13 protein-coding genes and 1 tRNA gene are annotated in these 13,509 nt (G+C 62.8%); 10 read left to right on the forward strand and 4 right to left on the reverse strand.

Features of this window, described 5'->3' with window-relative positions; translation table 11 throughout:
* Positions 1-29 precede the first annotated feature (29 nt).
* Positions 30-908, forward strand: coding sequence for a UTP--glucose-1-phosphate uridylyltransferase GalU (gene galU / locus AC3EF3_RS14775; protein ID WP_488532903.1), 879 nt, complete (start codon positions 30-32; stop codon positions 906-908).
* Between the two features lie 4 nt (positions 909-912).
* On the opposite strand, the gene AC3EF3_RS14780 is transcribed toward galU, so the two are convergent.
* Genes AC3EF3_RS14780 through cysM form a run of 3 tightly spaced genes read right to left on the reverse strand, consistent with a single transcriptional unit; the run spans position 913 to position 2,572 of the window.
* Positions 913-1,140 (reverse strand): sulfurtransferase TusA family protein, encoded by a 228-nt coding sequence (locus AC3EF3_RS14780; protein ID WP_488532904.1) that lies wholly within the window; start codon positions 1,138-1,140, stop codon positions 913-915.
* On the reverse strand, positions 1,137-1,658 hold the full coding sequence (locus tag AC3EF3_RS14785; RefSeq protein ID WP_488532905.1) for an NUDIX domain-containing protein: 522 nt from the start codon (positions 1,656-1,658) through the stop codon (positions 1,137-1,139). Before AC3EF3_RS14785 ends, AC3EF3_RS14780 begins: the two co-directional genes overlap by 4 nt.
* Positions 1,658-2,572 carry a cysteine synthase CysM gene (cysM, locus tag AC3EF3_RS14790; RefSeq protein WP_488532906.1) on the reverse strand — a complete coding sequence of 305 codons (915 nt, stop codon included), beginning with the start codon at positions 2,570-2,572 and terminating at the stop codon, positions 1,658-1,660. The genes AC3EF3_RS14785 and cysM overlap by 1 nt, the downstream gene beginning before the upstream one ends.
* Positions 2,573-2,614: 42 nt before the next feature.
* On the opposite strand from cysM, the gene AC3EF3_RS14795 reads away from it, so the two are divergent.
* Positions 2,615-2,701 (forward strand) — tRNA-Leu (locus tag AC3EF3_RS14795).
* 18 nt (positions 2,702-2,719) lie between these two features.
* Here AC3EF3_RS14795 and AC3EF3_RS14800 read toward each other — a convergent pair.
* On the reverse strand, positions 2,720-4,873 hold the full coding sequence (locus AC3EF3_RS14800) for a YjbH domain-containing protein (protein WP_488532907.1): 2,154 nt from the start codon (positions 4,871-4,873) through the stop codon (positions 2,720-2,722).
* Between the two features lie 41 nt (positions 4,874-4,914).
* Between AC3EF3_RS14800 and AC3EF3_RS14805 the strand changes: the two genes are divergently transcribed.
* From AC3EF3_RS14805 to AC3EF3_RS14840, 8 genes are all read left to right on the forward strand, one after another.
* Complete coding sequence (locus tag AC3EF3_RS14805) at positions 4,915-5,511, forward strand: hypothetical protein (protein WP_488532908.1); 597 nt, start codon at positions 4,915-4,917, stop codon at positions 5,509-5,511.
* Positions 5,512-5,653: 142 nt separating this feature from the next.
* Positions 5,654-6,820: a polysaccharide biosynthesis/export family protein gene (locus tag AC3EF3_RS14810; protein WP_488532909.1), complete on the forward strand. Its 1,167-nt coding sequence runs from the start codon at positions 5,654-5,656 to the stop codon at positions 6,818-6,820.
* Positions 6,817-7,248 carry a low molecular weight protein-tyrosine-phosphatase gene (locus tag AC3EF3_RS14815; protein WP_488532910.1) on the forward strand — a complete coding sequence of 144 codons (432 nt, stop codon included), beginning with the start codon at positions 6,817-6,819 and terminating at the stop codon, positions 7,246-7,248. The genes AC3EF3_RS14810 and AC3EF3_RS14815 overlap by 4 nt, the downstream gene beginning before the upstream one ends.
* A 9-nt stretch (positions 7,249-7,257) precedes the next feature.
* The gene (locus AC3EF3_RS14820; protein WP_488532911.1) at positions 7,258-9,513 is read left to right on the forward strand and encodes a polysaccharide biosynthesis tyrosine autokinase; all 2,256 of its coding nucleotides are present in this window, start codon (positions 7,258-7,260) and stop codon (positions 9,511-9,513) included.
* Positions 9,503-10,732, forward strand: a complete 1,230-nt coding sequence (locus AC3EF3_RS14825) for a phosphotransferase (RefSeq protein ID WP_488532912.1) — start codon at positions 9,503-9,505, stop codon at positions 10,730-10,732. The genes AC3EF3_RS14820 and AC3EF3_RS14825 overlap by 11 nt, the downstream gene beginning before the upstream one ends.
* On the forward strand, positions 10,729-12,168 hold the full coding sequence (locus tag AC3EF3_RS14830; RefSeq protein WP_488532913.1) for a flippase: 1,440 nt from the start codon (positions 10,729-10,731) through the stop codon (positions 12,166-12,168). Before AC3EF3_RS14825 ends, AC3EF3_RS14830 begins: the two co-directional genes overlap by 4 nt.
* Positions 12,169-12,188: 20 nt before the next feature.
* A complete protein-coding gene (locus AC3EF3_RS14835) occupies positions 12,189-12,773 on the forward strand; it encodes a CatB-related O-acetyltransferase (protein ID WP_488532914.1) in 585 nt (194 codons plus the stop codon).
* 31 nt (positions 12,774-12,804) lie between these two features.
* Positions 12,805-13,464 carry a class I SAM-dependent methyltransferase gene (locus tag AC3EF3_RS14840; protein ID WP_488532915.1) on the forward strand — a complete coding sequence of 220 codons (660 nt, stop codon included), beginning with the start codon at positions 12,805-12,807 and terminating at the stop codon, positions 13,462-13,464.
* The last annotated feature ends 45 nt before the right edge of the window (positions 13,465-13,509 follow it).

Raw genomic sequence — 13,509 nt, forward strand, 5'->3', positions numbered from 1 at the left:
GACTTTAGCTGTAAACATTTGTGTCGTCCATGAATAAATTCACAGAAATCCGTAAGGCGGTGTTCCCCGTAGCTGGCCTGGGTACCCGCTTCCTTCCCGCGACCAAGGCGCAGCCCAAGGAGATGCTGCCCATCGTTGACAAGCCCCTCATCCAGTACGCCGTCGAAGAGGCCTACGCGGCCGGCATCCGCCACATGATCTTCGTCACGGGCCGCAACAAGCGTGCCATCGAGGACCACTTCGACACGGCCTACGAACTCGAGAACGAGCTGCAAGCCAACGGCAAGCACGACCTGCTGCAGCTGGTGCGCTCGGTCCCCGAGGACATGGACTGCTCTTACGTGCGCCAGCCGCGGGCGCTGGGGCTGGGACATGCCGTTCTCTGCGCGCAGCCCCTGGTCGGAGACGAACCTTTTGCCGTGCTGCTGGCCGACGACCTGATGTGCGGCCCGGACGGCGGGCCCGGCGTGCTGGCACAAATGGTCAACGTTTTCCGCGAAAAGGCGACAAGTTTGCTGGCCGTGCAGGAAGTCCCCGCCGAACACGTCAAGCGCTACGGCATCGTGGCGGGCCAGCCCGCCGGCGAGCGGCTCATGCGCGTGCAGAAGATGGTGGAGAAGCCCTCCCCCAAGGAAGCGCCCTCACGGATGGGCGTGTCGGGCCGCTACATCCTCACGCCCGCAGTGTTCGAACACATCCGCAACAATCCGCGTGGACAAGGCGGCGAGATCCAGCTCACGGACGGTATCGCCAAGCTGATCGATACCGAGGGCGTGCACGCCTACCAGTACCAAGGCAAGCGCTACGACTGCGGCAGCAAGCTGGGATTCCTGGAGGCGACCGTCGACTTCGCGCTGCGGCATCCGGAGGTCGGGCCCGGGTTCCAGGAATTCCTGAAGAGCCGCTGACTTGTCAGCGGCGGCGCAGCACGTGCACGTACTCGCTGCCGATCGTCTGCTGTTCCACCAGTTCATTGCCGGTCTGCTTGGCGAAGGCCTGGAAGTCGCGCAGCGAGCCCGCGTCGGTGGCCACCACCTTGAGCAGCTGGCCGGATTGCATATCGGCCAGCGCCTTCTTCGCCTTCAGGATCGGCAACGGGCAGTTGAGCCCCTTCGTATCGATTTCCTTGTCGATGTTCATCGCATGTCCATGAATTTCGGTTCGTGCCCGCGGCTACGCAGCCAGTCCGCGAGCGCGTAGCCGGTGCCCGCCGGCCAGCACATCACGTCGTCGTACGCGAAGAGTTTGTATTCCGCAAGCTCAGGCGAGAGGCGCACCTCGCCTTCCGCGACCGCGTGGTACGCGATGATGACCTGGTTCATGCGGAAGAACTCGTACACGCCGATGAGATGAATCTCGCGTGCATCCAGATTCGTCTCCTCCTTGATCTCGCGCGCGATGCCTTGCTGCGGCGTCTCGCCCGCCTCCATGAAACCGGTGATCAGCGCGAAGCGGCGACCCTGCCAGGCCGCGTTGCGTGCGAGCAGGATATGCCCTTGATACTCGACCACGGCGGCGAGCACCGGCGTCGGGTTGTTCCAGTGCGTCCAGGCGCAGGCCGTGCAGCGCAGGCGCGACTTCTCGCCGCCGTCCTCCAGCTGCACCACGGCCTGCAGCGGATTCGCGCAGTTCGGGCAGTAACGCCACTCGTGCTGCATCACGCGGGGAAAACGCCCGTGGAGAGGTAACGGTCGCCGCGGTCGCACACCACGAACACGATGGTCGCATCGCGCACCTGCGCCGCGATCTGCTGGGCGACCCAGCATGCGCCGGCGGCGGAGATGCCGCCGAAGATGCCCTCCTCGCGCGCGAGGCGCCGGCACATCTCCTCGGCGTCGCTTTGCGAGACCGAGACCAGCTCGTCGACCGTGTCGGGATCGTAGATCTTCGGCAAGTACTCCTGTGGCCACTTGCGAATGCCCGGGATGCGCGAGCCCTCGCTCGGCTGCGCGCCGATGATGCGGATCGCCGGGTTCTTTTCTTTCAGGAACCGCGAGACGCCGGTGATGGTGCCCGTCGTCCCCATCGCGCTCACGAAGTGCGTGATCCGCCCCTTCGTCTGGTCCCACAGCTCGGGCCCCGTGGTCTCGTAGTGGATCCGCGGATTGTCGGCATTGGCGAACTGGTCGAGCACGCGGCCCTTGCCTTCGCGCTGCATGTTCTCGGCCAGGTCGCGCGCATATTCCATGCCGCCGCTCTTGGGCGTGAGGATCAGCTCGGCACCGAACGCCTTCATGGTCTGCGCGCGCTCGACCGACAGGTCCTCCGGCATGATCAGCAGCATGCGGTAGCCGCGAATCGCCGCCGCCATCGCCAGGGCGATGCCGGTGTTGCCGGAAGTCGCTTCGATCAGCGTGTCGCCGGGCTTGATCTCGCCGCGTTCTTCCGCGCGCTTGATCATCGACAGGGCCGGCCGGTCCTTCACGGAACCTGCGGGGTTGTTGCCTTCGAGCTTGCCGAGGATGACGTTGCCGCGCTCGCGATTTTCGGCGGCGCCGATGCGTTGCAAGGCCACAAGGGGGGTTTTGCCGATCGCGTCCTCGATCGTCGGGTAAGAAGTGGACGGAGTCATGAGGGTCACTGTGCCATAATTTTCGATTGCCCCTCAGACTGTGCCGGAGTGGTGAAATTGGTAGACGCAGGGGACTCAAAATCCCCCGGGGTAAAACCCGTGCCGGTTCGATTCCGGCCTCCGGCACCAGCCCCTGCACGCGGGTGATCAGTAGCGCGCGGCCTCGCGAATGCGCGGGAGGTTGTCCTCGAAGTACGCGAGCCCCGAGCGGTCCAGGTTGTTCACGGTATTCAGGTCGCTCGTGGGAGCTTGCATTCCGCGCCCCAGCCGCAGTGCGTTCGTGCGCTCGCGGATGACGGTTTCGACGGAGTGCGCGAAGCGATCAGGGCCGCCCACCTGCACATGCGACGTGGGCCGCCAATCCTGGCGCGGTCCGAGTCGCAGCGACACTTCGAACCCCAGGAACTGGTGCGCCGAACTGCCGCCGTTGTCCCGCGTCCTCTTGTAGTAGAAGCCGATGGATACGTCGTTGAACCACTGGCGCATGCCGAGCTGCACGCCGCGATCGTTGTTCATGAATTGACCCGCAGTGGCTTCGAGGTCGGTGCGGGTGGACAGGGCGCTGTAGCGATAACTCGCATAAGCCGGATAGGCCCGGCGCAATGTGCCCAACGGGCCCAAGCCGCCTTCGTACTGGTTGTTGCGGAATGCGCCTGCAGTGGCCGACAGCCGGTGCCGTCCCTCGCCGGGCTCCCAGCGCGCCGAGCCCAGCACGCCGTCGTAGTACGTGCCGATGCGCCCAGCCGTCAGTTGCACCTGCACCGGGCCCGCGATCGACCCCACGAAGCGAAGCGGCAGCGTTTGCGTGAAAGCAAGGCGTTCGGTGCCGGGCCGAATACGCAGGCTGCCGAAGACTGCATTGGGTTCATAGTTGCGCGAATGCGCGATCGGCGCGTTGACTCCCCAATCGACGCTCGCGCCTCGCCATAGCGGAAGCTCGGCATCGATGTTGGCGCCGACGTCCACGTCGAGGGCGCCCACCTCCGTGCCCACCTTGGTCCTCAGCACGGGGCCGACCTTCACCCGCACGGTTTGCCACGCCGGCTTCTGTCCCGTGACCACCCATGCCACACCGTCATGCAAGCTGTCGACGTTGGCCGACGCCGGCGTCGACACTTCACCCGCCGTGCACGTGTTCGCCGGGCCATCGATCCATTGCTTCAGGCAGTCGGCTTGCCCGGTCACCGCGACGAACGGGATCTGCCGCTGCGTGAGGATCAGCCGATAGCCCGATTTTAGGGACGAGAGTTGGCGGGCAACGACACCCAGGGCGGCGCCCAGTCCATCGACGGTATTGCGCCTGAAGCTGCCGTTGTTCACGCGCACGGCGATCGTCCGGTCCGGCATGCGGCCGACGGAGATGTCTTCGAATCCCCGCGCTTCGAGCGCCGCGGCCAGCCCGCGCAATCGGTCATCGGTGGGTTCCGTGGCTTCCGCAACCAGTTCGCGCGCCGGCAGGGGCTGCTCAGCCCGTGCGGGCTCAGCTCGCGGCTGCTCTGTCGGCGCGGCCATTGTGACCGACGAGGGACGCGCGGCCTCCGGTGAACGCGGCATCTGCGGAGTCCTGTACAGCGGCACGGACAGGGCAACGTCCCACCACCTGCGTTTGGTGAGCGTGTTGTCATTCAGCCTCGCGTTGGCACCGGCCGACAGGCTCCACCCCGAGGGAAGCCACGCCGCCGGCGCGAAGGCGCGCACGCCTGCCCACGCGTTGCGTCCGCTGATCTCGACCTGTCCGCGAATCAGCGGAAAGGGCTGCCAGGCCATCGAGCCGAACGCGCCATCGAGGGGCGACCTTGAGCCCGCGTTTCCCGTACCCGACCTGCGTGCTGCGCCCGCACTGGCCTGGAACGGTCCGTTGTCGTAGGTCAGGACGCCATAGTAGGAACGAAAGAAGTTGGTCGCGCCTCCCACGTCGACGGCCCCCGCGCCGACGAACCATTGCTTGTTCCGGTCGAGCGGGATGCCCACCTTGGCCGAGGCGACCAGGTGCCGCACACCGCAGGCGGTCGTGAAGCAGTTTTCACGGAAGGAACTGGTGGCCAGCCGGCCGACGACTTCCAGGTTGGGCAGCAGCCCGAATCCCAAGGCCATGTCGTGCCCCGCCAGGCGAGCTGGATATCCAGCCACTTGCGGCTCATAACTCGCGGCGGCCTGACCCCAGTCCAGAATCCGCGCCGTCGGCGTCATGCCCAGCCCGGTGTAACCAGATGGGACCAGGTTCGTGTCGACTGCGTGCGCAGGCAATGCCGCGAAGGCCAAAAACGCGAGTTGGGCACGTTTTATCGTGAGGAGCGTCACTGATTTATCGCTTTACGCGCATATGCGAGGACAGTTACATTATGCTTCTTATCGTTACTTTTGGAGAAACAGAGATGGGGCATCGGTTGGCGAATGCAGTTGCGGTCGTGATGACGGCGGCACTTTTGTCCGCATGTGGCGGAGGTGGCGGCGACCAGCCCGCGGAGGTTGCGGCCAGCGATACCACTCTTGCGACAAATTCGACGACAGCGCCTGCGGTCGCCAACACGGCTTTCCCCTTCCCGTCCGGCGTGACGGAGTTCGGCACCTCCACGGCGACCACGGTGCAATTCACGAGCACGGGCGCTTCGCCCGCGTTCTCGATCGCGACGAGTACCGGCACGGCTACCGGCACGACGACCTTCGGTTCCTGCCACTTCGCAGTCACGGCGATCAACGGCACGGTGGGTACCCTGAAGGTGGGAAGCACGGTTACGGTGAACCCCTGCAACCTGAACGTTGGCACCGCAGGTGCTGTCGCCAACGGCACCGCGACGTCGCGGCCTGTCGCGCTCGTGCTGGGGGCCGCATCGTCCGCGAACTCGAGCGTCACCGTCGGCGTGAGCGCGGGCGGTCAGCTGACGCTCAACGGCAGCCTTGTCGGTACGGTGACTCTGAAGCCGATCACTGGCGCTTGATGGGATGCCGGCCGACCTCGAGGTCGGCTGGCATGTGACATTGGTCCGCAACCCGGCTGTTACATATCCATCCGGGTGGGCCTTGTTGAGCTACGCGGTACAGTCTCGCTGACAAAGATTTACAAAACGGGACAGTAATTCAATGGTTTCGAAGAGGACGGCGGCTGCGTGCCGCCTGTTTGCACTTTCACTCGGCGTCCTGGTCCTGCACGGCTGCGCGGTCGTGACCACGCCTGGGTTCGACTACGCAGCCCCCAAGGATCGCTCGAGCATCGCACTGGGCGAATACGTGCCCACCGATGCGAACAATCCCCCGCAAGGGGTGATCACGCCGATCACGCCCGCGTTGGTCCAGGCGCAACAGCAGTCCCGTCCGCGCACCGCGCCCGCCGATATCGCGAAGCTGTTTGCCGAACCCAAGCCCTATGCGATCGGGCCGAGCGACATCGTGAACGTGGTGGTCTACGACCACCCTGAACTGCTGCCGATGGCCGGCACGGTGATCAGCCAGCAAGCCGACCCGACCGGAATCAGCAGCGCACCCGGCTTCATCGTGGACAGCCAGGGCTTCATCTCGTACCCCTATGCCGGCCGCGTCAAGCTGGCCGGACTGGGCGAAAGCGAAGCGGCCGATCTCATTGCGAGCCGGATCCGGCGTGTGATCAAGGAGCCGCAGGTGACGGTGCGCATCACTTCCTTCCGCAGCCGCCGCGCTTACGTCGAAGGCGAGGTGCGCACCCCCGGCACGCAGATCTTCACGGACGTACCCATGACTCTGCCGGAAGCCATCAACCGCGCCGGCGGAATCACACCCACGGGCGATCGCTCCTTCGTCACGTTGACGCGCAACAACCAGACGACCGTCATCGACCTGATGCAGCTGCAGGACATGGGTGTGAATCCCAACCAGATCCTGCTGGAAAGCGGCGACCTCGTGACCGTGCGCAGCCGGGACGAGCGCAAGGTGTTCGTCATGGGCGAAATCCAGCGGCCGTCGGCGCTGCCGATGCGCAACGGCCGCCTGACGCTGAACGAGGCACTCGGCGAAGCGGGCGGGCCGAACCTGAACACCGCCAATACCGGCCAGATCTACGTGATCCGCAATACGTCTCAGGGCGGTTCCCCAGCGATCTTTCACTTGAACGCGAGTGCGCCGAGCGCGTTGGCTCTTGCGGAAACTTTCCCGCTGCAAGCGCGCGACGTGGTGTACATCGATCCGGTCCCGCTCGTGAACTGGAACCGCGTCATCTCCCTCATCCTGCCCTCGGCGAGTGTGTTGAACACCACGCGGCAGATCGTGAACCCATGATGGCAATTCTCGTCCTGTGCGAGGGCAACATCTGCCGCAGCCCGATGGCGCAGGGCCTGCTTGCTACCGCATTGCCTCAGGCAACAGTGCGTTCCGCCGGGCTCGGAGCATTGATCGGCATGCCCGCAGACGACGTGGCGCAGCGGCTGATGCACGAACGCGGAATCGACATCAGCGGGCATCGCGGCACCCAGATCAACCGGCAGATGTGCCTCGAGTCGGAGATCATCTTCGTCATGGACGCGGGGCAGCGCCGCCAGTTGGAAGGCCTGTTCCCGCAAGTGAAGGGCCGAGTGTTCAGGCTGGGCGAATTCGCCAAGCAAGACATCCCGGACCCGTACCGCCAACCCGAAGCTGCCTTTCGCCGCGCCCTGTCGTTGATCGACCGGGGCGTCAACGATTGGGTGCATCGCATCCAACGCATGTGACCACGAGCCATGAACGCCCCCCACCATCTGCTCCAGAACCAGTTCGCGGTCAAACAAGTTCCCGCTGTCGCGAACGACGACGATCAAATCAACCTCTCCGAGTACTGGGACATCATCGTCGACAGTCGATGGATGATCGCGGCCATCGCCGCAGTCGCGGTCACGATCGGCGGTGCGTATGCCTTCCTGGCCAAGCCCGTCTACGAATCCAACTTGCTGATCCAGGTCGAGGATTCCCCGAACTCGGCCAAAGGTTTCCTCGGCGAAACGGCCAGCCTGTTCGACGTGAAGACACCCGCGACGGCGGAAATGGAAATCATCCGCTCGCGGATGATCATCGGCCAGGCCGTCGACAGCACGTTGCTGTACATCGAGGCTCGCCCCAACTATCTCCCGATCGTGGGTGACTGGCTTGCGCGGCGTGCGAAGGACCTTTCGAATCCCGGCTTGCTCGGGTTCGGCGGGTGGGTCAGCGGCAGCGAGTCCCTCAAGGTCAGCGCGTTCGATGTCCCCGCTTCGATGGAGCATTCGCGCTTTGTCCTCGTGGCGCGTGCCGCCGGCAAGTACACGCTCATGCATCCCGATCTGAAGCAGCCGCTCGAGGGCACGATTGGCATGCCGCTGGTGGAACAGACGCCCGAGGGACCGATCAAGCTCCTGGTGACGAGCCTGCAGGGCAAGCCCGGAGCGGAATTCTCGCTGGTCCGTCAGTCGCGGCTGGACATGATCGAGACCCTGCAGCAAAACCTCAAGCTGGAGGAAAAGGGCAAGCAGTCGGGCGTGATCGACGCCCGACTCCAGGACGTGGATCGCGGCAAGCTGGTTCGCATCCTCAACGAGATCGGCCAACAGTATGTACAGCAGAACGTCCAGCGCAAGGCCGCAGAGGCCCAGAAGACGCTGACGTTCCTGAATGCGCAACTGCCCGAATTCAAGAAGCAGCTGCAGCAATCCGAAGACGCGTTCAGCAAGTACCGCAACGAAAAAGGCACGGTCGCGCCGCTGGACGATGAGGCGAAGTTGATCCTGGGCCAAAGCGTGGACCTGCAGGGCAAGCTGATGGAAGCGCAGCAGAAGCGGCGTGAATTGATCGCGCGCTTCACACCGGATCATCCGAGCGTCAAAACCCTCGACGAGCAAATCGCCGGCTGGCAGGGAGAGATCGCCAAGCTGAACTCCCGCATCAAGTCGCTGCCCAATCTCCAGCAGGACGCGCTGCGACTGGAACGCGACGTCAAGGTCAATAACGACCTGTACGTGCAGCTTCAGAATAATGCCCTGCAGCTTGAATTGATCCGCGAGGGCAAGGTGGGCAACGTGCGCCTGGTCGATCCGGCGGCGATGCCGGAAAACCCGATCAAGCCGAAGCGTGCCCTGACGCTCGCACTCGCGCTGGTCGCAGGCCTTGTCGCGGGAGTGGTCGCGGCACTCGCGCGGGCGGCGTTCTTCCGCGGAATCCGCAGCTCGCACGAGATCGAGGCGCACACCGGCCTGAACGTGTACAGCAGCATCCCGCTCAGCGCGCCGCAGCTGGCCATGGCGCGGCAAGTCGCGGAACGCCAGCCCGGCGTGCACGTGCTCGCGCAGGCGGATCCGAACGACATCGCTGTGGAGAGCTTGCGCAGCCTGCGCACGGCGCTTCAGTTCGCGATGCTGGAGGCCAGGAACAACCGCGTCCTGATCACCGGGGCGACACCCGGGGTCGGAAAGAGCTTCGTGTCCGTCAATTTCGCGGCGGTGTTGGCAAGCGCTGGCAAGCGCGTGCTCCTGATCGACGCGGACCTCCGCAAGGGTTACCTCAATCTCTATTTCGGCGTTTCGCGCGGTGGCGGCCTGTCCGAATTGATCGCGGGCAGTATTGAGCCGGAGGCGGCCCTGCGGAAGAACTTGGTACCGAATGTGGACGTGATCACCACGGGCACGTTGCCGCCCAATCCGGCCGAATTGCTCATGAGCGGCCATTTCGCCAACGTGCTGAACAAACTGAGCGCCGCGTACGATCTGGTGATCATCGACACCGCCCCGGTGCTGGCGGCCGCCGACACGCTGTCGGTGGCGGCGCATGCCGGCACGCTGCTGCTCGTCGCGCGCGCCGAGCAGAGCCAGCTGGGCGAATTGACCGAATGCGCCAAGCGACTGGCGCACGCCGGGCAGTCCGTGACGGGCGTTCTCTTCAACGCCGTCGACCTGAGCCGCCGCCACTACGGCAGCTACAGCTACAAGTACGGTGGATACAAGTACCGCGACTACCGCTATGGGCAATAGCGCGTCCGGCGCGCTGGATGCGACCCTCCCCGCCCCGCTCGCCCACCCGGTCTTCACGGCCGCCTTGCAGGACCTCGCCGCTGTAGGCATAGAAGTTTCGAACACGCCGGTGGGCGGCGCTGCACCTTATGCATTGATCGGCGCGCGCTCGAACGCGCGCTGGTGGCTGCTCCCGCTGGAGACAGGACAGCTCGCGGCTAGCGGGCTGGCATTGTTCCAACCGGTGCTGCAGTCGGCGCGCTGCATCAAGGCGATCGCGTCATGGCTGAGTCGCGCGCATCTTCAGCACCTCTGGGCGAGGCGCAAGGTCTACATCTCGGCGGGTGAGGAGTTGGCACGGCTGATCGGCAGCAGCAATACCGTCAAATTCGCCTTCTTCACAGGCACCGACAGCCCCCACCGGAAGGTCGCCGTGCAGATCATGGATAACAGTGGCGGGATCCTCGCGTTCGCCAAGATCTCGCGTAACCCGGATGTTGGGATGCTTTTGATGCACGAGGCTTCCGTGCTGCGAAAGCTCGAATCCACCTCGATACGCGGAGTCGCTGTTCCGCGCGTGCTCCACGCGGGCCGTGTGCAGGACGCCACGATCTTGGTGACAGACACGTTAAAGACACCGGCAAGCCGATCGGCAACCGAACTGACTGCAGAGCATGTGAGCTTCGTGCGGAGCCTGTCGCAAACAACGCAAGGCGCGGTGTGCGCCTTGCGTATGGTCGAGGCCGAATATCGCGAGCGTGTGGATCGTGTGCTTGAACGCTTGCCCCCAGCTTGGCAAGAGCGCATGCTGCGCGCGCTGGACTTTTTCTCATCGCAGCCCGATCAAATCGTCGTGACCTCGATGTGCCATGGCGACTTCACGCCCTGGAATACATTTTCTTGCGAGCACGGGCTGTACGTCTTCGATTGGGAATACGCATCGGACGGTTCACTGCCGGGTCATGACATCGCTCACTTCGTCCTGAACGCGACAACTTCACTCGGGCAGAAACCAGCGCGACGCTACGAGAAGGCGCGGCAGCAGGTTGTCGACACACACAAGGACTTGCGCTCAGATCTGGTCGACGTGTGCCTCGTCGCGTATCTACTCACACAGTCCTTGCGTTACGTCGAGCGAGCCCCCGCGGGTGGCGAGTCGATTGCAGGCTGGGACCGCGAAGAAGACCACGCGGTGCTGTTGGACTATGGCTTGTCGCGACAGCGCATCTCATCGCAATGAGCATTGGAAAGCACACACTTACCAATCTGGCGGGTGCAGTTGTGCCGCTGGTGATCGCGTTGATCACAGTCCCGCCCTACCTTCGCTATATCGGGGTGGAGCGGTTCGGGGTGTTAGCCGTTATTTGGTCATTACTAGGGTATTTCGCCTTTGTGGATTTTGGTTTTGGTCGCGCCGTGACGCAGCGCGTCGCGCGACTCGCACATGGCACCGACGTCGACCGGAGCCAAGTGGTATGGACTGGGCTTGTAGCCTCCTTTGTACTGGCGGCACTGGGAAGCATCGCTCTGTATGCCGTCTCGCGCTATTTGCTTGCCTCGCAGTTCAAAATGTCTCCGGCGTTGCGGGCAGAGGCGGAAACGGCCGTGCTCTGGCTAGCGTTCGCGCTCCCGCTTGTCCTTCCCGGCAGCGTGTTGTTCGGGGCGCTTCAGGCGCGATTTCGCTTCTACGAAGCGAATCTCACCCAGACGGTCGGGAACCTGCTGGTGCAACTCGTTCCATTGGCTCTCGCCATGACTGGCCACGTGGAACTCTGGTACCTAGTACCGGCGATTCTCCTTTCGAGGGCGATTACCAACTTGATTCTGTTCGCGCAGTGCAGGCGGCACGTTCCTATATTCGGCGGTCCTTCGATTCACAGGCCTCATCTTCGGGAGATGGCAGGATATGGCGGCTGGATTTCCGTGATGAACGCCATGGCCCCGCTTCTGGTGACGATCGATCGGCTCATCATCGCTTCTGTCAGCGGCGCCCGCGCGGTCACGCATTACACAGTGCCTTATGACCTGGTTTCGAAAGGGTTGGTCATATCTGGAAGTGTCTCGTCAGCACTGTTTCCCAAAGCGGCCTCTCTCGACAGCGCAGAGGGTAAAGCGCTGGCTAGTCGCGCAGCGGCCATGCTGCTGGCTGTAATGACGCCCGTTGTGATTGTCGGGCTAGTCGCGTTTCACCCTTTCCTTGTTCTATGGGTCGGCCGGGAACTGGCGCAGGAAAGCCGAGGCGTGGGTGAACTGATATTGGTAGGCGTGTGGATCAATTCGCTAGCCGTTCCGCATCACGCTCGATTTTTAGCGACAGAGAGTCCCAAAAAGGTCACTCTGATCTTTTTGTTCGAAATTCCGGTGTATTTCGCCTTGCTTTGGTACGGCATTCATTCTTTGGCTGTCGTGGGCGCCGCCGTGGCATGGACTGTTCGCGTAGCACTGGATACGGCACTTCTGCTGCGTCTGAATGGTGTTTTCATTCAATCAGTCGCTATGTCGGCATTCCCCTTCTTCCTTGTCTCCGCAAGTTTAGGCGTGTGTCTTACCGAAGCGCCGCTTCCCGTGAAATTGGGAGCTGCCGGCTTGTTGCTGTCACTCGCGATTTACAAGGATTCAAGCTTGTACAAGTTGATTCTTCGGCAGTTGCTGCCTGTTCGGGCCCGTGCATCATGAGTGCAAGAACGCTGAGAGCCTTGGCCGCCAAGCTCCTGGCCGCGATCCGACCAGCGCGCGAGCGTGGGTTGGCGGAAAAATTTCCGCAATACAAGATCGGCCGGGGAACATACGGTGACCTTACCGTTCGCACTTGGCACGAGGGAGCAACACTAGAAATCGGCGCTTTCTGCTCCATTGCCGCCGGGGTGAAGATCTTTCTTGGTGGAGAGCATCGCTCCGACTGGGTCACGACCTACCCGTTCAGCGTCCTCTGGGACAGCGCACGGGGTATCAAGGGACACCCCAAAACCAAAGGCGATGTTGTCATCGGAAATGACGTATGGATAGGAACTGATGCGTCAATTTTCTCTGGAGTCAAAGTGGGTGACGGCGCCGTCATCGGTGCAGGTGCCGTCGTGACTAAAGATGTTCCAGCCTACGCGGTTGTGGCCGGCAATCCCGCCCGTGTCGTCCGGTATCGCTTTGCCGAAGAGACGATTGGCAGACTTCTAAAAATTCAGTGGTGGCTATGGAGCGATGCGAAGATACAAAAGGCCATGCCGGACCTGCTTAACGTCGACATAGAGGCGTTTCTTGGCAAAGCGGAGCGAAGTTTTTACTGATCGCCCCAGCGAGTCACTGACTGGCGATGCAATGAATCAAGAAGCCATGGCGAATTTTTCGTACTATCGCAACCAGCGGAAAGCGCTTTCCTCAAAGATTCCGCAGGGGCAACATCGAATTTTGGACGTCGGATGCGGCGCTGGACACTTCGGTGCGCATCTCAAGGAAAGCGGCCGTGCGCAGCAGGTCTTTGGCCTGGAACTTTCCAGCGCAGCCGCGGCAGAGGCCGAACAACACCTCAGCGGCGTCGTTTGCGCAGATTTAGACTCTTTCGATCTTTCGTCGTTGCGTCCTCGCTGGGGCAGCGACGGATTTGATTTCATCGTCTGCGCCGACGTGCTGGAGCACGTCAAGGATCCGTGGCGCACTCTCGGCGAACTGACCTCACTGTTGCGGCCCGGTGGCAAGGTAGTGATATCGCTACCCAATGTGAGGCATTGGAGTGTTTTTCTGCCGCTGGTGCTGCGCGGAAAATGGGAGTACCGCGATGCAGGAATCATGGACCGCACGCATCTGCGCTTTTTCACTTACTCGACCGCGCTCGAACTGATCGAGCGCGCGGGACTTCGGATCGAAACCGCCTCCCCCCAGATCGGCGGCAAATGGAGACTCTTATCGCACCTGAGCGGTGGGCTTTTCGACGAGCTAATTGCGATCCAGTATGTCTTCGTCGCAAAAGGAGCAGCTTGATGCTGACTGGTACCGGTACAAAAGAGCCCCTGCGTGATGGTCAGC

It is taken from the genome of Ramlibacter sp. GS1-15, from assembly GCF_057785015.1.